Origin of the sequence: Burkholderia alba (assembly GCF_034721475.1) — a bacterium.
GTDB classification, from domain to species: Bacteria; Pseudomonadota; Gammaproteobacteria; order Burkholderiales; family Burkholderiaceae; genus Burkholderia; species Burkholderia alba.
This window is the reverse complement of sequence record NZ_JAWJWL010000035.1, coordinates 1-18,476: the sequence shown is the minus strand read 5'-3', so window position 1 is coordinate 18,476 and position 18,476 is coordinate 1. Positions and strand designations below refer to the sequence as shown.

Below are 18,476 nucleotides of genomic sequence, written 5' to 3'. Positions count from 1 at the left end.
GTCGCGCGTCGCGGACGATCTCAGGGTGCGCGGCGCGAGCCGCGTGCGAGGATCAGACGAGAGCGGGGCGGGGCGGACGTTCGATGCCGTCCGTGAGGAACGACGCCTGCGGGGCGGCGAGCCCGAGCGGGCGGGCGTCGTGCGCGGCACCGGCGTGGACGGCCGGCACGGCGGGGCCGCCGAGCGCCGCGCCGACGCAGCACGACGCGCAACTTGCGCACGGGTGCGCGTGGTGCTGGCCGCCGCTGTCGGCGGTATGCGGATGCGCGCGCTGCGCGGACGGTTGCCCGTCCGGTTCGTCTCCATGCTGCGCGGCGCCGTGCGGGTCGCCCGCCGTGCCGGCGTGCGTCGGCCCGCACGACATCGTGACAGCCGCGAACGACTGGAACGGCAGCGCGACGGCGAGCAGCAGGACGAGGAGGAGACGGCGCAGGGTCGACATGGAGGCGCAGCGTAGCATGCGGGTTCCCGGGCTTGTCAGAATGCGGACCCGATATGGCCGCGCTCGGGCCGGTCCGGGCATGCCGCGCCGCGCTCGCGCGTCGCCGCGCTGTCCGGAACATGACAGAATTGTCATGTCCGGGCCATGTTTGCCGTCCGCCGGACCCTTTACCCTTGCCCGGGCCTATTCTCCGATCTCACGCGGTTCGACCGCGAGTGCCGACATGCGAATTCTCATCATCGAAGACGAACAGAAAATGGCCGCCTATCTGCACAAGGGGCTGACCGAGGCGAGCTTCACCGTGGACACCGCCGCCGACGGCCGCGACGGGTTGTTTCTCGCGCTGCACGAAGATTTCGACCTGATCGTGCTGGACCTGATGCTGCCCGAACTGAGCGGCTTCGACGTGCTGAAGCGGCTGCGCGCGCAGAAGCAGACGCCCGTGCTGCTGCTCACCGCGCGCGACGCGGTCGCGGACAAGGTCGAGGGTTTCGAGCTGGGCGCGGACGACTATCTGGCGAAGCCGTTCGCGTACGCGGAATTTCTCGCTCGGGTGCGTTCGCTGCTGCGCCGCTCGCCGCGCATCGCGCGCGACCGGTTGACGGTCGCCGATCTCGAGATCGACCTGATCAAGCGGCGCGTGCAGCGCGGCACGACGCGGATCGATCTCACCGCGCAGGAATTCGCGCTGCTGCAGTTCTTCGTCGAGCGGCAAGGCGAGGTGCTGACCCGCACGCTGATCACGTCGCGCGTGTGGGACATGAATTTCGACAGCGACACCAACGTCGTCGACGTCGCGGTCAAGCGGCTGCGCGCGAAGCTCGACGCGCCGTTCGAGCGCAAGCTGCTGCATACCATCCGGGGCATGGGCTACGTGCTGGAGGATCGCTCGTGAAGCGGGCCGGCCGGCCTTACTCGCTGCTGATCCGGCTGACCGTCGCGTTCGCGGTGCCCGCCTTCGTCGTGTTCGCGGTGATGGGCGCGTTCCTGTACGACTCGCTGTCGACCGAGCTGCGGCGGCGCGACGACTTGGAGATCGAGGGCAAGCTCGCGCAGTTCATCGAGCTGGTGCACGAGGCGGGGTCGATCGACGCGATTCGCGGCAGCCAGCAGTTGTTCCGCGACGTGCTGATGTCGCATCCGGGCGTCTATCTCGCGATCTGCGACGCCAGCAACGACGCGCTCGTGAGCGACGTCGGCCCGCGCCTGCCGATGGCGAAGCTGATGAGCGAGGCGAGCCGGGGCGGCATACCGGTCCAGTGCGATCTGGCGCAGGTCGGCGACGCGCGCTGCATCTTGGGCCGAGAGCGGCTCCCGTCCGGCGAGACGGTGCATGTCGCGGTCGTGCGCGCGGCGAAGGAGCGGCACGCGCTGCTGCAGAGCTACTACAAGACGATTGTCTGCACGGTCGGGCTCGGCGCGCTGTTCGTCGGGCTGCTCGGCTACCTGGTCGTGCGGCGCGGGATGCAGCCGGTGGAGAGCATCGGCCGGCAGATCTCGCAGATCGAGGCGCACAGCCTGGGCGAACGGCTCGATCTGGAGGGCGGCCCGCAGGAGCTGCACGAGATCGCCACCGCCGTGAACCGGATGCTCGACCGCCTCGAGCGCGCGTTCGTGCGGCTGTCGCAGTTCTCGTCGGAACTGGCGCACGACATGCGCACGCCGCTCGCGAACATGATCAGCGCGTCGCAGGTCACGCTCGGCCGGCGCCGCTCGGCCGACGAATACGAGACGCTGATCGGTTCGAACATCGAGGAATGCGAACGGATGCAGCGGATGATCGAGAACATGCTGTTCCTCGCGCGCACCGACAACGCCACCCAGGCGATGCAGGTCGCGCCGCTCGACGCGGGCGCGGAGCTGCGCCGCTTCGCCGACTATTTCCACGACATGGCGGACGAGTGCGGCAAGACGATCGTCGCGGCCGGCGACGCGACGCTGCAGGCCGACCCGCTGCTGTTCCGGCGCGCGCTGAACAACCTGATCGCGAACGCGCTCGAGCATGCGGAGCCGGGCAGCGCGATCGAGCTGGCGGCGGTGCGGCGGGCATGCGGCGTCGACGTGTCGGTCGCGAACCGGGGCGCGACGATTCCGCCCGAGCACATCGACAAGATCTTCGAACGCTTCTATCGCGCCGACGCGGCGCGTCACGGCGCGGCGCAGAACGCGGGCCTCGGGCTGGCGATCGTCGCGTCGATCATGACGCTGCATCACGGCAGCGTCGACGTGTCGAGCGCGGCGGGACGCACGGTGTTCACGCTGCATTTCCCGGACGAACGCCCCGCGTGACGCGCGGGCGTCGGCGTCAGAGTTCGGCGGCGGCGGCCACGAGCGTCGCTTCGAGCGCGAGCGTCGGTCGCGACGCGGAGGCCGGCCGGTCGATCACGTATTCGAGGTCGCCCAGCTCGGGCAGGCCCGCGTCGAGGCGCGCGAGCCCGGCGGGGATCACGTAGCCGGCGAATGCGCTCACGCCGAGCCCCGCGCTCGCCGCCGCGCGCAGCACCGCGATGCTGCTGCTGACCACCGCGATCCGGTGCGGCCGACCGATCGCCTCCAGCGTCTCCAGCACGCGCCGGCGCGACACGCTCGGCTCCGGATGCAGCGCGAGCGGCAGCACCGCCTCGCGGCCCGTCAGCGGCGAAGCGGGGCCGGTACACCAGTACAGCGGCTCGGTGCGGATCACCCGGCCGCGCCGGCTGCCCGCGATGCGCTTCGCGAACACCAGGTCGTGGCGACCCTCGTCCAGCGCGTCGAACAGGTCGCCCGACAGGCCGGTCGCGATCGCCAGTTCCACGTCCGGGTTGCGCTGCAAGAAACTGGCGAGCGCGGCGGTCAGGTGGGTCGACGCGAAATCCTCCGACAAACCGAGCCGCACCTTGCCGGACAGCGGCGGCCCGCAGACCGACGTCACCGCCTCGTCCATCAGTTCGAGAATCCGCACCGCGTAGCGGTGCAGCGCCTCGCCGTTCGGCGACAGCCGCACGTTGCGGGTGTCGCGCTCGAACAGCGGCCGGTCGAGCAGTTCCTCGAGGCGGCGGATGTGCTGGCTGACGGTCGATTGCGACAGGTTCACCCGCTCGGACGCGGCGGTGAAGCTGCCGGTCTGGGCGACGGCGACGAAGCTGCGCAGCAGTTCGGGCGGTAGCGGACGCATTGTTAAACCCACTGAATCGGTTTCGACAAATCATAAATGGCGGAAACCGGCGGGACTAGTATGTCCCCGGACCCTGCCGAGAGGCCGGCCGCCGCCGTTCACGCGAGGCGCGCCGGCGGCCGGCGCCGCGCCAGCAGTCTACGGCAATCCCGTGCGGCCGGTCCGATCCCCGCCCGAGAACGCGCTCCCCGCGAGAGCCGCCGGGCCGCGGCGCGCACGCCGCGCCAATGCATCATCAGGAGACGACTCATGATCATCTACGGTACCGCGCTGCTCGCGTTCTGCCATCTGGCGGGCTTGTTCCTCGGCGATCTGCTGGGCGCCGCCATCGGCGTCAAGACCAATGTCGGCGGCGTCGGCATTGCGATGCTGCTGCTCATCTTCCTGCGGCTCTCCCTGCACCGGCGCGGCTGGCTGCCGAAGGAAACCGAGGCGGGGGTCGGCTTCTGGGGCGCGATGTACATCCCGGTGGTGGTCGCGATGGCGGCCAACCAGAACGTCGTCGCGGCGCTGAAGGGCGGGCCGGTCGCGCTGCTGTCGGCGGCGGGCGCGGCGGCCGTCTGCGCGGGCTGCATCGCGGTGCTTGCGCGGACCGGGCGCGACGACACGTCGCTGGCCGCGCTGCCGCCGGCCGCACAGTCCTGAGCGGAGGCCGCCATGCTCGGCATGTTCGAGAAGGTTTTCGCGCACAACGGCCTGGTCGGCGCATTCGCGCTGGTCGGGCTGATCATGTGGGTGTCGTCGGTGCTGTCGAAGAAGCTCACGTTCGGCCGCGTGCACGGCTCCGCGATCGCCATCCTGATCGGCCTCGTGCTCGCCTACGTCGGCGGCGCGGCGACGGGCGGCGAGAAGGGCCTCGCCGATCTGCGGCTGTTCACGGGGATCGGCCTGATGGGCGGCGCGATGCTGCGCGACTTCGCGATCGTCGCGACCGCATTCGAGGTGCAGGCGACCGAAGCCCGCAAGGCCGGGCTGATCGGCGCGCTGTCGCTGCTGCTTGGCACCGTGCTGCCGTTCATCGTCGGCGCGTCGATCGCGCGCGCGTTCGGCTACGCGGACGCCGTCAGCATGACGACGATCGGCGCGGGCGCCGTCACCTACATCGTCGGCCCGGTGACGGGCGCGGCGATCGGCGCCAGCTCCGACGTGATCGCGCTCAGCATCGCGACGGGGCTCGTCAAGGCGATCATCGTGATGGTGGGCACGCCGCTCGCCGCCGGCTTCATGGGGCTCAGGACACCGCGCTCGGCGATGATCTTCGGCGGCCTGGCCGGCACCGTGAGCGGCGTGAGCGCGGGGCTCGCGGCGACCGACCGCCGCCTCGTGCCCTACGGCGCGCTGATCGCGACGTTCCATACCGGCGTCGGCTGCCTGCTCGGGCCTTCGCTGCTGTTCTTCGCGACGAAGGCCGTGGTGGGCGGCTAGTGTCCGCGCCCGTCGGTCGCGGCCCGTTGCGCGCGGCAGGCGCGCCGACGCCGGCGCCCGGCGTGAGCCGGACCGGGCGCGCACCGCTTCGCGGCGCATCCCGTCGTGCGCCGGCCGCCGCCGATCCATCGCCGCGCGCGCTAAGTCGGATTGCGCAACTTCATCAATCGGCGGCGCGGCCCGGCATAGAATGCCGCAGGACAGCCGAACCGGCTCGGGAGGAAACGCTATGACGGGATGGACTCAGGCGCGGCAGGCGCGCGACACGCGGCTCGCCGCGGGCGCGCCGTTCGCGCAGGGCAAGCGGGTCGCGGCGCACGACGCCGTGGCGCTGCTGGAGGCGGTGCTGCGGCCGGGCGACCGCGTATGCCTCGAAGGCGACAACCAGAAGCAGGCCGACCTGCTGGCGGGCGCGCTCGCCGAAGTCGATCGCGCCAAGGTGCACGGCCTGCACATGGTGCAGTCGGGCGTCGTGCTGCCCGAGCATCTCGACGTGTTCGAGCGCGGCATCGCGACCCGGCTCGATTACGCGTATTCCGGCCCGCAGTCGCAGCGGATCGCGAAGCTGCTGTTCGGCGGCAAGATCGAGCTGGGCGCGGTGCATACCTATCTCGAACTGTTCGCGCGCTACTTCATCGATCTCACGCCGCAGGTCGCGCTGATCGCGGCGGTCAGCGCGGACCGCGACGGCAACCTCTACACCGGGCCGAACACCGAGGACACGCCGACCGTCGTCGAGGCGACCGCGTTCAAGGACGGCATTGTGATCGCGCAGGTCGACCGGATCGTCGAGCGCGTGCCGCGCGTCGACATTCCGGGCGACCGCGTCCACTTCGTCGTCGAGGCGGGCCGGCCGTTCTACGTGGAGCCGCTGTTCACGCGCGATCCGGCCGCGATCACCGAGACCCAGATCCTCACCGCGATGCTCGCGATCAAGGGCATCTACCTGCCGTACGGCATCAAGCGCCTCAATCACGGCATCGGCTTCAACACGGCGGCGATCGAGCTGCTGCTGCCGACCTACGGCGAGCGGCTCGGCCTCAAGGGCAAGGTCGGCACGCACTGGGCGCTGAATCCGCATCCGACGCTGATCCCCGCGATCGAGTCGGGCTGGGTCGAGCAGATCCACTGCTTCGGCTCCGAGGTCGGCATGGACGACTACATCCGCGCGCGCTCGGACATCTATTTCACCGGGGCCGACGGCTCGCTGCGCTCGAACCGCGCGTTCTGCCAGACCGCCGGGCTCTACGCGTGCGACATGTTCATCGGCTCGACGCTGCAGATCGACCTGGCCGGCCATTCGTCGACGGTGACGACCGAGCGGATCGCGGGCTTCGGCGGCGCGCCGAACATGGGCAGCGACGCGCGCGGCCGGCGCCATCCGAGCGAGCCGTGGCTCAAGGCGGGCGCCGAGGCGGACCCCGACACGCCCGCCGCGCTGCGGCGCGGCCGCAAGCTGGTCGTGCAGATCGGCGAGACCTTCGGCGAGAAGAACGTGCCGATGTTCGTCGAACGGCTCGACGCGCTGCGCCTCGCGGACAAGCTCGATCTCGATCTGGCGCCGATCATGGTGTACGGCGACGACGTCACGCATATCGTCACCGAGGAAGGCATCGCGAATCTGCTGCTGTGCCGCGACGCGCACGAGCGCGAGCAGGCGATCCGCGGCGTGGCCGGCTATACGGAAATCGGCCGGGGCCGCGATCGCGCGATGGTCGAACGGCTGCGTGCGCGCGGCGTGATCCGCCGTCCGGAGGATCTCGGCATCGATCCGCTCGACGCCGATCGCCGCTTGCTCGCCGCGCGCTCGATCAAGGATCTGGTGCACTGGTCGGGCGGCCTGTACGCGCCGCCGTCGCGCTTTCGGAACTGGTAAGGAGACGAGGCCATGGAACAGCTGAATTACCGCTTTACTGCGCGCGGCCGCGCGCGGGGCGATCGGGCGACGGCGCTGGTCGGCGTCGTCGCGTCGGGCAATCTCGAGGTACTGGTGGAGCGCGTGCTGGCGGACACCGAATGCGAGGTGGACATCCGCACGGCGGCGGCCGGCTTCGGCGCGGTCTGGGAGGCGGTGGTCGCCGATTTCGTCGAGCGCCGCTCGCCGGGCGGCCTGCGCCTGTCGATCAACGACGGCGGCGCGCGGCCCGACATGGTGTCGCTGCGGCTCGCGCAGGCCGTGCGCGCGCTGGAGGGAGAACCGCGATGACGGATGACGCAACCCCGCTCGCCGCGATGATGCCGGCGGGCGCGAGCTGGTACGAGGCGTCGGCGCGGCAGCGCGTCGAGGGCCTGCTCGACGCCGGCTCGTTCGACGAATTCATCGGGCCGCGCGAGCGCGCGATCAGTCCGCATCTGCCGCGCTTCGATCTGCCGCAGCAGTTCGACGACGGCATGATCGTCGGGCGCGGCGCGTTCGGCGGCCGGCCCGTGCTGATCGCCGCGCAGGAAGGCCGCTTCATGGGCGGCGCGTTCGGCGAGGTGCACGGCGCGAAGCTGACGGGCCTGCTGCGCGCCGCGCGCGAGATCGGTTCGATGCCGGTGCTGATCCTGTTCGATACGGGCGGCGTGCGCCTGCAGGAAGCGAACGCGGGCGAGATGGCGATCGCCGAGATCATGCGCGCGCTGCTCGATGCGCGCGCGGCCGGCGTGCCGGTGCTGGGCCTGATCGGCGGCCGCTCGGGCTGCTACGGCGGCGGCGGGCTGCTCGCCGCGTGCTGCTCGGCGCTCGCGGTATCCGAGCAGGGGCGCATCAGCGTGTCGGGGCCGGAGGTGATCGAGACGAATCGCGGCGTCGACGAATTCGATTCGAAGGATCGCGCGCTGATCTGGCGCACGATGGGCGGCAAGCACCGGCGGCTGCTCGGCGCGGCCGCGTACTTCGCGGACGATTCGATCGACGGGTTCCGCGACGCGGCGCGCACGCTGCTCGGGCGCGCCGCGCCGTTCGACCTCGCGGCGCTCGAAGCGAAACAGGCGCGCCTCGACGCGCGGCTCGCGCGTTTCGGCGAGTGCGCGGACGCGCTCGACATCTGGCGCGCGCTGGGCGCGGCCGAGCCCGATGCGATCCCCGGGCTGCCGTACCGCGACTTCGTCGCGCTGGCCGAATCACTGGAGGAGGGGCGCGATGACGCTCGATGAAATCCTGACCTCGCTGTTTCCCGCCGGCCACGACGTGGTCGAGCGCGACGGTCTGCTGGCCGGACGCGGCGTGCTCGCGGGCGGCGCGCTCGACGTGATCGGCGTCTCGGCGCGGCGCGCGGTGGGCGTCGACGAGGCGCTGTGGCTGTCGGCGCAGGTGCTGGCGGTTGTCCGGCGCGGCGGCGCGACGCCGATCCTGGTGCTCGTCGACAGCGACAGCCAGCGGATGAGCAAGCGCGACGAACTGCTCGGCCTGAACGAATACCTCGCGCATCTCGCCCAGTGCCTGCTGCATGCGGACCAGCTTGGCCATCGAACCGTCGGCCTGCTGTACGGCCACACCGCGGCGGGCGCGTTCATCGCGACGGCGCTCGCGACCCGCACGCTGGTCGCGCTGCCGGGCGCGGAGCCGGAGGTGATGGATCTGCCGTCGATGGCGCGCGTGACCAAGCTGTCGCTCGAGGTGCTGGAGGACATGGCGAAATCGACCGCGGTGTTCGCGCCGGGGCTCGACAATCTGGCGAAGACGGGCGCGGTCGACGCGGTGCTCGATCCGGCGCGCTCGCTGGCGGAACAGCTGGGCGAGCTGCTTGCGCAGCCGTCCGATCGCACCGATCGCCGCGACCGGCTCGGCGAGGCGCGGCAAGGCCGCCCCGCGGCGGCCGCGATCGCGCGGCGTGTCCATGATCTCGCGCGCGCCGCCGGCTGATTCGCCGCCGGCCCGGCATCGGCTGGTGCGGGTGGTGCGCGACGCGTGGCCGGCGGTGCTCGCCGCGCACGGGCTCGCGCACGAGCCGTTGCTGCACGACTGGGCCGCGCGCGGCCGGCCGCTGATCGTCAGGCGGCCCGCGCCCGGCGAGCGGGGGCTCGCGCTCGGGCTGCCGCTGCCGCCGTCGGCGGGCAAGCGGCGGATCGCCGTGACGGTGCGCGCGTCGCAGATCGCGTCGATCGAGCCGCCGCCCAACCTCGATGCGGTCGCGCCGGCGGCGCCGCCCGCATGGCAGCCGTGTCTGCGCGCGCTGGCCGCGCTGGCCGCGCGGCACGCGGTGGACTGCCGCGTGTTCGGCAGTCTCGCATGGCAGGCGCTGACCGGCCTGCCGTATCTCGGCGCCGCTTCCGATCTTGACATCCTGCTCACGCTGCCGGCGGAGCGGCACGCGCTGACGGCGCTGCTCGACGGACTGGCGGCGCTCGATGCCCGCGCGCCGATGCGGATCGACGGCGAGCTTGTCCGCGCCGACGGCGCGGGCGTGAACTGGCGCGAACTGCAGACGGGCATGGGCGAGGTGGCGGTCAAGACGGCGACGGAGGTGGTGCTGTGCGCGCCCGACGCGTTCCTGGAGGTGTCGCGATGAGCGTGACGGCATCGGCATCGGGCTTTGCGCGGGACGGCTGCGACGGCGCCGTGCTCGATCGATGCGATCCGCCCGGGGCCGGCGCGGCATTCGATGTCCACGCGCTCGCCGCTTGCGCGCAACGCTGCCTGATGCTCGAGATCGCCACCTGGCCGAAGCCCGGACTCGTCAGCCATGTCGATGCCGGCAGCCATCTCGACATGGATGCGGCCACCTTCATGCGCAGTGCGGCGGCGCTCCGGCCGTTCTTCGCGGAACTGGCGGAGGCCGGCGCGCGCGATGCGGGCATGGCGGCGCTGCGCCGGATCGGCCTGCGCGCGGAGCACGCGATGCTGGCCGCCACCGGCGGCGTGAACACGCATCGCGGCGCGATCTTCGGCCTCGGGCTGATGTGCGCGGCGGCCGGTAGGCGCGCGGCGGGCGGTGCGCCGGCCGCGACGGCCGCGACGCTCGGCGCGATCGTCGCGCGGCGCTGGGGCGCGGAGATTCTCGGCGGCCCGCGGCCGAGCGACAGTCACGGCGAGCGCGCGATGCGCCGTCATGGCGTCGGCGGTGCGCGCCGGGAGGCGGCAGACGGCTTCGCGAGCGTCTACCGCGTCGGCCTGCCCGCGTTGCGCAGCGCGGCGCGGCTGGCGCCCGGCGACGCCGAGGCGGCCCGCGTGCACGCGTGTTTCGCGCTGATCGCGGCGCTCGACGACACCAATCTGCTGCACCGGGGCGGCCGCGACGGCCTGGATTTCGCGCAGCGCGCCGCGCGGGTTTTTCTGGCGCGAGGCGGGGTCGGCGCGGCGGACTGGCGTACCCGCGCGGCGGCCGCGCATCGGGCGTTCGTCGCGCGGCGGCTGAGCCCCGGCGGGGCGGCGGACCTGCTCGCGATGAGCCTGTTTGCCGCCGCGCTCGATTCGGAGGCCGCGTCATGACGCTCGCGATTCTGTGTTCCGGGCAGGGCGGCCAGCAGGCCGACATGTTCGCGCTGACGGGCGCGCTGCCGGAGGCGGCCGGGCTGTTCGCGCAGGCGGCCGCGCTGCTGGGGCATGAGCCGCGCGACTGGGTGCGCGCGGCGGCCCCGGATGCGCTGCACGCGAATCGCGCCGCGCAGATTCTCTGCACGCTGCAGCCGCTGGCCGCGATGATCCGGCTCGCGCCGATGCTGCCGCGCCGGCGCTGCGTGGCCGGCTACAGCGTGGGCGAAGTCGCGGCGTGGAGCGTCGCGGGATGCGTCGACGCGGAAACGGCGCTCGCGCTTGCCGCGGCGCGCGCGCACGCCATGGACGCGGCCGGCGCCGGCGGCGAGGGGATGCTGTTCGTGCGCGGCCTCGCGCGGGCGCAACTCGACGCGTTGTGCGCGGGCCGCGATGCCGCGCTGGCGATCGCGAACCCGGGCGACGCGTATGTGCTGGCGGGCCGGCAGACGGCGCTTGACGAGATCGCCGCCGACGCGCGGCAGCGGGGTGCCGCGCGGGTCGTCCCGGTGGGCGTCCGGATCGCGTCGCACACGCGCTGGCTCGCGCCGGCCGTGCCGGTATTCCGGCGCGCGCTGGACGCCGCGCGGGTCGAACGCGGCGCGCTGCCCGGCACGCGCCTGTTCAGCGGCATCGACGGCGCGGCGGTGCTCGACGGGCGCGACGGGCTCGACAAGCTCGCGCGCCAGCTTGCCGAACCCGTCGAGTGGGCGGCCTGCCTGGCGGGTTGCGTCGAGGCGGGCGCCGGCGCGTTCCTCGAACTCGGGCCGGGGCGGGCACTCGCGGAGATGGCGGCGGGCGCGTATCCGGGGCTGCCGGCGCGCAGTCTCGCCGATTTCCGGTCGTGGGACGGCGTGCGCGACTGGCTCGCAAAGATCGATCGCGCGTGACGCGGCGGGGCGGGCCGCCGGTGCCGCTCCGATCGGCCGGCTCCGCATGCGCCAGTGGGTGTGCAAGCGAGCCGGACGTGGCTAAAATGGCCGCCCCATGAAAAAGCACGCCAGTTTCCTCGGTCTTTCCGTCGCGCTATGTTGCGCGTTTTCCGTCCCGCTGCACGCCGCGCCGATACCGCCGCGCGACCTCGCGATCGGCGTGCATGCCGGCGCCGACGACCCGATCGGCGACACGGCGCTCGAATTGATCCGCCAGGCGCGGCGGCGGGTGCTGGTGGCCGGCTATCCGCGCGTGCCGCCCGCCGTCGCGGCGGCGCTGCGCGCGGCTCGCGCACGCGGCGTCGAGGTGCGCGTGGTGCTCGACCGCACGCACGCGTCGGACGGTTACGGCGGCGCCGCGCTCCTCGCGCGCGCGGGTATCGAGGTCGCGATCAACCGCCGTTATCCGTTCGCTCACGATCCGTTCGTCGTTGCCGACGATTCGGTCGCGTTCGGCTCGTCGAGCTTCGCGCGCGCGAGCGACTTGCGCGGCGCGGGCCGTTTCAGCGTGCTGCGCCGCGCGCCGAAGTTCGCCGAATCGTATGCGAACGAGTTCCGCCGGCTGTACAGTCTGTCCGGGCAAGAGTGAGCGGCGCGGGGCGCCGGCCGTTCCGGCGGGCGTCTGGCGAAACAGCCGGTTCGCTTGCACAATAGCCACTCGATAACGGGGATGGCGATGCACGAGGAACCGGGAATCACCGCCGAGACGATACGGTTTGCCGCCCGCGACGGACGGCTGCTGGCAGGCACGCTATACACGCCGCGCGCGTCCAACGGCCGCAGCGTGCTCATCAGCAGCGCGACGGGAGTGCCGCGCGGCTACTACGACCGCTATGCGCGTTTCCTGGCCGGCGACGGCTTCACCGCTTTGACCTACGACTACCGTGGCATCGGCGAATCCCGTTCGGGGCCGTTGCGCGCCGATCGCGCGCGCTTGCGCGAGTGGGGCGAAGCGGATCTGGCGGCCGCGATCGATCATCTGGCGGCGCGCGCGCCCGCGCATCGGCTCGTCGCGGTCGGCCACAGCATCGGCGGGCAGGTGTTCGGCCTTGCGGACAACAACCGGCAGGTGGCGGCGCTGATGACGATCTGCTGCGCGAGCGGGTACTGGCGGCTGTGGCCGTGGTATCGGCAACTGGTGCTGGGGACGCAGTGGTGCTGCCTGATGCCGGCCGTCAGCCGGGCGCTGTCCTATTACCCGGCACGGCGTCTCGGCCTCGGCGGCGAGGATCTGCCGGGCGGCGTCGCGCACGACTGGGCGCGCTGGTGCCGCCATCCCGACTACGTGATCGACGAAACCGGGCAGCCGCTGCGCGCGCATTTTCACGGGTATCGCGGGCGGATCCTGTCGTATGCGGTCAGCGACGACTGGATGGCGCCGCCCGCCGCCGTGCGTGCGATGCACGACTGCTATGCGGGCGCGGAGATCGAGTTCCGCGAGATCGCGCCGCATCCGGGCCAGCGCCCGATCGGGCATTCCGGCTATTTCCGCGACGACAACCGTGCGCTCTGGCCGTCGGGCGCGGCGTGGCTGCGGGCGCAGTAGGCGGCGGGCGTGCCGCCGTGACGGGCACGCTTCGCTTCGCTTGACGCCTGCTTCGCCGGCGTCTTTCGGTCCCGAGGCAGTCTGCCGGCCGGGCGATGGCCGCTGCTTCGAACCGCGCGCCGATGCGCCCATCGCGGCCGGCCTGTTCGATGCCGCGCGGCGTGCGGCGAGACGGCGGCGGTCTCGCCCGGCGGGGCTTCGTATTGCCGCCGGGCGAATGCATCGCCGGACGCCCCGGCCGCTCGACATTCATCCGGCGCGGGCATAGAGGTCGCCCGCGGCGTCGGATCGTTCGGACGGCGCAATGCGTCCGTGATCCAACCGAATCACGCGATCGGCGGTCGGGAAATACCGGTCGTCGTGGCTGATGACGATCAGGGTCTTGCCGCGCTGCTTCAGCTCGGGCAATAACGTCTGGTAAAAATAGTCGCGAAAGGCGGGATCCTGATCGGCCGCCCATTCGTCGAACAGACAGATTTCCCGATCCTCCGCGTAGCACTGCAGGAGCGCCAAACGCTTGCGCTGGCCGGTGGACAGCTTGAGTTGCGACAACTTGCCCTGCTCGACCTCGACCTGGTGATCCAGATCCAGCTCGCGCAGCCAGGTTCTGATCCGCTCGTCGGGAACGCATATGCCGGAGGAATCCAGGACGTGATCGAACAGGAAGAAATCGCCGAACACGCTGGCGAATCGAAGGCGATACGAGGGCGAGCCGAACGGAACCGGATCGTCGTCCAGATACAGTTGACCCGACGTGGCGGGCAGCAGCCCGCAGAGCATGTGCATCAGCGTCGTTTTGCCGACGCCGTTGGGGCCGACGATAAACACGAGTTCGCCGCGCTGGATGCTCAGGTCGAAAGGACCGATTTCGCGATCCTTGGCCGCGTCGGGATACCGGTAGTGCAGCCCGCAAGCGTGCAGCCACCGCCATGGCGTGGCGCAAGGCGCCTCCTGGCGCACGGGCGTCGTCTGGTCGACCTGGGTACGCAAATCGAGGCCGATCTGTTCCAGATGCCGAAGGCTGCTGATCCCGGCGGCGATCTGCTGGTTCGCCTGAATCAGGAAGTTCAGCGGTCCGACGATGAACAACCCGCCGACCACGAAATTCAGGATGCTCGTGCCGGGTAGGTTCAGGGCCGTGCGCCCCAGATAGACGACGGCGAACACCGCGCCGTAGGTCAACGCCGATGACCATGCCTGATGCAGCCCCAGGCGCAAGTACACCCGTTCCATCGTTTGCTCGGCCGTTCGAATGGCCGGGGTCAATATTTCGGCATAGAAATGTTCGGCCCGCGCCGAGTTCAGCCCCATCTCCTTCTTCGCGTCGGGGATGGTGCGGAAGTGCGAGAACAGGGTTTCCTCGTTCTGACGCATCACGTCGAACTGTTGACGGGTCGCGCGAAGCAAGAGAAAGCCGCTGCCCAGCGGGATCGTCAGCCCGACGACCAGGATGCCGAAGAGCGGCGGCGAGATCGTGAGGAGATAGATCGCGCACGCGATCGCCAGGAACGCGTTGTAGGCAAACTGCGGGGCGAGCAGCACGAGCGGGCCGATGCGGCCGATATCCTGAATCAGCACGCCGACGACCGAAGCGGAACGGGTGATGAACCGGTGATAGTCGAGCTGGATGAAGCGTTGCGCCAGATCCGCGCGCAGCCTCGCGACCAGCGAACTGCCCAGCCGCGCGAGTATCAGTTGAGAAATGCTGTTGGCGGCGCACAGTGCCGCGAGCCAGCCCAACCCGAGAAACAGCGGCCGGGTGCTGCCGTGAGCGAGGGCTTCCACGGCCAGCCGGTTGATCTGGGCCAGCAATCCGATGGTCAGGAGCGCGCCCGTGCCGGACAGCAACGTGCTGCCGATGAGCGGCCAGCGATAGCGCCGGAGGAATTGGGCGATCAGCATGGCAGATCGCCGTCGTGTGACGGAACCTGTCCGGCCGCCTCCGCGGAGGCGGGCACGCGCTCGTGCGCTCCCGGCATCCAGTCGAGCACGGCGATCGCATGTCGAGGTTTCATTCGATTCATCATTGATTCCACTCAGGTTCGTTGAAATGGGCTCGACGCGCCCGCGACGACACCCAGGTTGCTCGACGGCATGCCTGTCGCGGACACGTCGCGGATCACTCGGGCGACGCCGCGCGGCATGTCGGCGGGGCGGGTCTACTCGATGTTTCGTTCGAGCAACTGCCCTGCGGCCGTCGTGCCGGGCTCGACGCCCGGCGCGTGTCGTTCGGCCGATAAGTGAGGATGGGGCGCATGTGTTTCATTCTCCAGTGCGGCGGCCAGGATCGGGCCGATCCGTTGCAGCGGTTCGGGATGCGTCATCGCTCCGTGCAGGCAGGCGATGTCGTGAGTGACGACGAGTCCGCCGACATACGGCTTCCAGGCGTCGGGCGTGTTGAACGTGATGGGGTTCGACTCCGCGATCGTCGCCCGGAAAAGCAGCAGGTTGCCGTCGAACGCCTGCGGGCTGAACTGACTCAGCAGCGTCGGCGTGACCCGGAATTCGTCGAAGATCGCTTGCAATACCGCGTCGTCGGCGTCACCCAGGCGCCGGCGGATTGCGTCGAGCGGCAGCGGTTCCGCGTCGCGGTCCCAGGGCGTATCGGACAACACCTGGGCCACGTGTTCCATCAGTTCCTGATCCGTCGCCGGTGGCGGCAGGGGGGTCTCCGGCGGGACCGGGTAGGTGTCGAGCATCACGAGCTGCCCGACCTGTTCGCCCTGGTCCTGCAGCCGTGTGGCGATCGCATGCGCGATGTGGCCGCCGAGCGACCAGCCCAGCAGGTGGTAAGGGCCGCCGCGCTGCACGGAGCGGATTTGCTCGACATAGTCGGCCGCGATCGCGTCCATGTCGTGGAAGCGTCGAACCGGCTCGCTCAGCCTGCGTGCCTGCAGCGCGTAGACGGGGCGGTCGGGCAGGTAGCGCAGCAATCCCGCGTAGGCCCAGCCGAGGCCCCCGCCCGGGTGAATGCAGAAGAGCGGCGGGCGGTGCCCCTGCGTGCGCAGCGGGAGGAGCGGGACGAGTGCGTCGGCCAGTGTGTTGAGGTCGGACGGGGTTTGGAGGCGTTGGGCCAGAAGCGCAATCGACGGCGCCTCGAATAGCACGCTGATGGAGACTTCTCTGCCGAACTCGGCGCTCACCATTTTCAGCAACCGCACGNGGATGCAAAGCTGATCGGTCGCGTGCGCGTCGGTCGCGTTCCAGGTGTCGAGCAGCAGCCGGCGCTCGTCGGCCGGCACGACCTGCAACTGGTTGAGCCGCGTGTGTGGCGCGTGGTCGAGCGCGTCGGCGATGTGCTCGAGCGCGCACGCCATGTATCCGCATACACGCTCGGCGGAGATCGCGTCCACGACCTGGACGGTCAGCCCGAGCGCCTCGCCGGAGTCCTCCACCGAGAGCACGACCGGGTAGTTGGTCCGTTCGCGCCCCTCGACGAAGCGCATGCCGTCGTGGGCATTCGCGTCGCGTTCGGCGAGCACGTTGTGCCGATAGTTGAGCAGCGAGCTGAACAGCGGCGCGCTCGTATCGAGGCCGCTGCAACGTTGCGCGAGCGCGAGCGACGCGTGCTCGTGCGCCAGCAGCCCGGCCAGCCGGGTCTGGGTCACGCTGATGGCGGTCAGCAGATCGGTGTCGTCGACGTCGAGCCGCAACGGCAGCGTGTTGATGTACAGCCCCAGCGTGCGGTTCGCGCCGGCGCCCGCGGCCATCCGGCCGAACAGCACGGTGCCGAACACCACCTGCTGTTGCGCGCTGGTGCGCGCGGTCACCAGCGCCCACGCGAGGTGGCACAGGCTCGCCAGGCTCACGCCGAGGCGCCGCGCCTGCGCGCGGAGCCGCGCGTTGAGCGCGGCCGGCAGGGTGTGGCGGACTTCGTCGAGCCGCGCGCCGTCGAGGTGCGCTTCGGTCAGCCCGAACGGCAGCGTGGCGGTATCGATGCCGCCCAGCATGTCGCGGAAGAACGACTCGTGCGCGGCGTCGCTCACGCCCAGGCGCGCCTGGGCAACCAGGTTGCGGTACGGCTGCGGCGCGGACAGCGTGGCTTCGCGGCCGCTCATGATCGCGCGGACTTCCGTGTCGAGCAGTTCCAGCGTGGTGTGGTCGCCGACCAGGTGATGCAGCAACAGCAGCGCATGCCAGCCGCCGTCCGTTCCGGGCGCGATCGCGAAGCGCAGCAGCGGCGCCTCGGTCAGGTCGAGCCGATAGTGGCGCGCATCGAAGCGCTGTTGCAGCTGCTCGCCGATCGGACCGTCGGCCGGATCGAGCGTCAGCGGCATGACGGGCACCTGCGCCTGGCGCAGTACCACCTGGGCGGGCGTGCTCAGGTGCTTCCAGAAGAAACCGGTACGGAGGATGTCGTGCCGGTCGGCGACGCGTTGCACGGCGGCCAGATAGCGGTCGAGCAGCGACCGGTCGGCGAACGTCATCTGCGCGCTCAGCAGATAGGGGTCGCCCTCGGCGGCCAGCAGGTGATGGAACAGGATGCCGTCCTGCAGCGGCGCGAGCGCGTAGATATCCTGAATGTTCGCTACGCCGCCCGGCACTTGCGCGACGAGCGCGTCGAGGTCCGTCTGCGACAGATCGATCAGCGGCAGCTGGTCCGGCGTGAGCGTGTGCGGATGCGCGGGAATCGCGTTGAGCGGCGCGACGATTTCGCGGCCCTGCCCGAGGTTGCCGCCGAGCGCTTCCAGCGTCGGGTGCTGGAACAGGTCGCGCACGGCAAGACTCAGGCCCTGCTCGCGCAGACGCTCGATCATCTGGATCNTGCCCCTGCGTGCGCAGCGGGAGGAGCGGGACGAGTGCGTCGGCCAGTGTGTTGAGGTCGGACGGGGTTTGGAGGCGTTGGGCCAGAAGCGCAATCGACGGCGCCTCGAATAGCACGCTGATGGAGACTTCTCTGCCGAACTCGGCGCTCACCATTTTCAGCAACCGCACGGCCAGCAGGGAATGGCCGCCGAGGGTGAAGAAGTTGTCGTGACGGCCGACGCGTTCGACGCCGAGCAGTGTCTGCCAGAGCGACGCGAGGGTGGTTTCGATGTCGCCTTGCGGCGCCTCGTAGTGTTGATGGGCGAATGCGTCGTCGGAAGGCGCGGGAAGCGCCTTGCGGTCGAGTTTGCCGTTGGGGGTGAGCGGCAGGTGGTCGAGCCGGACGAAGGCGGCCGGCACCATGTAGTCGGGCAGCCGGGTGTCGAGATGCGCGTGCAGCACGTGAGCCAGCTCGCCGTCGGCGGCCGCGCCGTCGCGCAGCGTGACATAGGCGACGAGCCGGGTATCGCCCTGCGGGTCGTTGCAGGCGATCACGACGGCTTCGCGCACGTCGGGATGCGCGGCGAGCTGAACCTCGATTTCACCGGGCTCGATGCGGAAGCCGCGGATCTTGACCTGCTGGTCGTTACGGCCGAGGAACACGAGACGGCCGTCGGACAGGTAGCGGGCGAGATCGCCGGTGCGGTACATGCGTGCGCCGGGCCGAGTGCTGAACGGATCGCGGACGAAGCGCTGAGCGGTGAGTTCGGGCTGGT

At 70.9% G+C, this 18,476-nt stretch carries 17 protein-coding genes and 1 pseudogene; 13 read left to right on the top strand and 5 right to left on the bottom strand.

What is annotated here, in order from left to right; genetic code table 11:
• Positions 1 to 52: 52 nt before the first annotated feature.
• Positions 53 to 442, bottom strand: coding sequence for a hypothetical protein (locus RZR99_RS27990; RefSeq protein ID WP_323123021.1), 390 nt, complete (start codon positions 440 to 442; stop codon positions 53 to 55).
• Between the two features lie 223 nt (positions 443 to 665).
• On the opposite strand from RZR99_RS27990, the gene RZR99_RS27985 reads away from it, so the two are divergent.
• Positions 666 to 1,337 (top strand): heavy metal response regulator transcription factor, encoded by a 672-nt coding sequence (locus RZR99_RS27985; RefSeq protein WP_323123020.1) that lies wholly within the window; start codon positions 666 to 668, stop codon positions 1,335 to 1,337.
• Entirely contained in the window at positions 1,334 to 2,731 is a 1,398-nt protein-coding gene (locus tag RZR99_RS27980) for a heavy metal sensor histidine kinase (RefSeq protein WP_323123019.1), read from the top strand. Before RZR99_RS27985 ends, RZR99_RS27980 begins: the two co-directional genes overlap by 4 nt.
• 16 nt (positions 2,732 to 2,747) lie before the next feature.
• Here RZR99_RS27980 and RZR99_RS27975 read toward each other — a convergent pair whose 3' ends face one another.
• A complete protein-coding gene (locus RZR99_RS27975) occupies positions 2,748 to 3,596 on the bottom strand; it encodes a LysR family transcriptional regulator (protein WP_323123018.1) in 849 nt (282 codons plus the stop codon).
• Positions 3,597 to 3,845: 249 nt separating this feature from the next.
• On the opposite strand from RZR99_RS27975, the gene madL reads away from it, so the two are divergent.
• From madL to RZR99_RS27920, 11 genes are all read left to right on the top strand, one after another.
• A complete protein-coding gene (gene madL / locus RZR99_RS27970; protein WP_323123017.1) occupies positions 3,846 to 4,241 on the top strand; it encodes a malonate transporter subunit MadL in 396 nt (131 codons plus the stop codon).
• 12 nt (positions 4,242 to 4,253) lie between these two features.
• Positions 4,254 to 5,021, top strand: a complete 768-nt coding sequence (gene madM, locus RZR99_RS27965) for a malonate transporter subunit MadM (protein ID WP_323123016.1) — start codon at positions 4,254 to 4,256, stop codon at positions 5,019 to 5,021.
• A gap of 229 nt (positions 5,022 to 5,250) precedes the next feature.
• On the top strand, positions 5,251 to 6,897 hold the full coding sequence (gene mdcA / locus RZR99_RS27960) for a malonate decarboxylase subunit alpha (RefSeq protein ID WP_323123015.1): 1,647 nt from the start codon (positions 5,251 to 5,253) through the stop codon (positions 6,895 to 6,897).
• Between the two features lie 12 nt (positions 6,898 to 6,909).
• Positions 6,910 to 7,227: a malonate decarboxylase acyl carrier protein gene (gene mdcC / locus RZR99_RS27955; RefSeq protein ID WP_323123014.1), complete on the top strand. Its 318-nt coding sequence runs from the start codon at positions 6,910 to 6,912 to the stop codon at positions 7,225 to 7,227.
• The gene (locus RZR99_RS27950; RefSeq protein ID WP_323123013.1) at positions 7,224 to 8,159 is read left to right on the top strand and encodes a biotin-independent malonate decarboxylase subunit beta; all 936 of its coding nucleotides are present in this window, start codon (positions 7,224 to 7,226) and stop codon (positions 8,157 to 8,159) included. Before mdcC ends, RZR99_RS27950 begins: the two co-directional genes overlap by 4 nt.
• Positions 8,146 to 8,868, top strand: a complete 723-nt coding sequence (mdcE, locus tag RZR99_RS27945; protein WP_323123012.1) for a biotin-independent malonate decarboxylase subunit gamma — start codon at positions 8,146 to 8,148, stop codon at positions 8,866 to 8,868. Before RZR99_RS27950 ends, mdcE begins: the two co-directional genes overlap by 14 nt.
• Positions 8,843 to 9,514, top strand: coding sequence for a malonate decarboxylase holo-[acyl-carrier-protein] synthase (gene mdcG / locus RZR99_RS27940; protein ID WP_323123051.1), 672 nt, complete (start codon positions 8,843 to 8,845; stop codon positions 9,512 to 9,514). Before mdcE ends, mdcG begins: the two co-directional genes overlap by 26 nt.
• The gene (gene mdcB, locus RZR99_RS27935; RefSeq protein ID WP_323123011.1) at positions 9,511 to 10,434 is read left to right on the top strand and encodes a triphosphoribosyl-dephospho-CoA synthase MdcB; all 924 of its coding nucleotides are present in this window, start codon (positions 9,511 to 9,513) and stop codon (positions 10,432 to 10,434) included. Before mdcG ends, mdcB begins: the two co-directional genes overlap by 4 nt.
• Complete coding sequence (mdcH, locus tag RZR99_RS27930) at positions 10,431 to 11,366, top strand: malonate decarboxylase subunit epsilon (RefSeq protein WP_323123010.1); 936 nt, start codon at positions 10,431 to 10,433, stop codon at positions 11,364 to 11,366. Before mdcB ends, mdcH begins: the two co-directional genes overlap by 4 nt.
• Positions 11,367 to 11,463: 97 nt before the next feature.
• On the top strand, positions 11,464 to 11,997 hold the full coding sequence (locus RZR99_RS27925) for a phospholipase D-like domain-containing protein (RefSeq protein ID WP_323123009.1): 534 nt from the start codon (positions 11,464 to 11,466) through the stop codon (positions 11,995 to 11,997).
• A gap of 87 nt (positions 11,998 to 12,084) precedes the next feature.
• On the top strand, positions 12,085 to 12,954 hold the full coding sequence (locus RZR99_RS27920) for an alpha/beta hydrolase family protein (RefSeq protein ID WP_323123050.1): 870 nt from the start codon (positions 12,085 to 12,087) through the stop codon (positions 12,952 to 12,954).
• A 249-nt stretch (positions 12,955 to 13,203) separates the two neighbouring features.
• Here RZR99_RS27920 and RZR99_RS27915 read toward each other — a convergent pair whose 3' ends face one another.
• From RZR99_RS27915 to RZR99_RS27905, 3 genes and pseudogenes are all read right to left on the bottom strand, one after another.
• Positions 13,204 to 14,802: an ATP-binding cassette domain-containing protein gene (locus RZR99_RS27915; RefSeq protein WP_323123008.1), complete on the bottom strand. Its 1,599-nt coding sequence runs from the start codon at positions 14,800 to 14,802 to the stop codon at positions 13,204 to 13,206.
• 311 nt (positions 14,803 to 15,113) lie between these two features.
• Positions 15,114 to 17,711 carry a condensation domain-containing protein gene (locus tag RZR99_RS27910; RefSeq protein WP_323123007.1) on the bottom strand — a complete coding sequence of 866 codons (2,598 nt, stop codon included), beginning with the start codon at positions 17,709 to 17,711 and terminating at the stop codon, positions 15,114 to 15,116.
• A gap of 1 nt (position 17,712) precedes the next feature.
• A pseudogene (locus tag RZR99_RS27905) lies at positions 17,713 to 18,476 on the bottom strand (AMP-binding enzyme); the annotation flags it as partial.

Bases quoted from the DNA above. Each gene is read 5' to 3' on its own strand.
- RZR99_RS27990 (WP_323123021.1), bottom strand. From the start codon at position 442: ATGTCGACCCTGCGCCGTCTCCTCCTCGTCCTGCTGCTCGCCGTCGCG.
- RZR99_RS27985 (WP_323123020.1), top strand. From the start codon at position 666: ATGCGAATTCTCATCATCGAAGACGAACAGAAAATGGCCGCCTATCTG.
- RZR99_RS27975 (WP_323123018.1), bottom strand. From the start codon at position 3,596: ATGCGTCCGCTACCGCCCGAACTGCTGCGCAGCTTCGTCGCCGTCGCC.
- madL (WP_323123017.1), top strand. From the start codon at position 3,846: ATGATCATCTACGGTACCGCGCTGCTCGCGTTCTGCCATCTGGCGGGC.
- madM (WP_323123016.1), top strand. From the start codon at position 4,254: ATGCTCGGCATGTTCGAGAAGGTTTTCGCGCACAACGGCCTGGTCGGC.
- mdcA (WP_323123015.1), top strand. From the start codon at position 5,251: ATGACGGGATGGACTCAGGCGCGGCAGGCGCGCGACACGCGGCTCGCC.
- mdcC (WP_323123014.1), top strand. From the start codon at position 6,910: ATGGAACAGCTGAATTACCGCTTTACTGCGCGCGGCCGCGCGCGGGGC.
- RZR99_RS27950 (WP_323123013.1), top strand. From the start codon at position 7,224: ATGACGGATGACGCAACCCCGCTCGCCGCGATGATGCCGGCGGGCGCG.
- mdcE (WP_323123012.1), top strand. From the start codon at position 8,146: ATGACGCTCGATGAAATCCTGACCTCGCTGTTTCCCGCCGGCCACGAC.
- mdcG (WP_323123051.1), top strand. From the start codon at position 8,843: ATGATCTCGCGCGCGCCGCCGGCTGATTCGCCGCCGGCCCGGCATCGG.
- mdcB (WP_323123011.1), top strand. From the start codon at position 9,511: ATGAGCGTGACGGCATCGGCATCGGGCTTTGCGCGGGACGGCTGCGAC.
- mdcH (WP_323123010.1), top strand. From the start codon at position 10,431: ATGACGCTCGCGATTCTGTGTTCCGGGCAGGGCGGCCAGCAGGCCGAC.
- RZR99_RS27925 (WP_323123009.1), top strand. From the start codon at position 11,464: ATGAAAAAGCACGCCAGTTTCCTCGGTCTTTCCGTCGCGCTATGTTGC.
- RZR99_RS27920 (WP_323123050.1), top strand. From the start codon at position 12,085: ATGCACGAGGAACCGGGAATCACCGCCGAGACGATACGGTTTGCCGCC.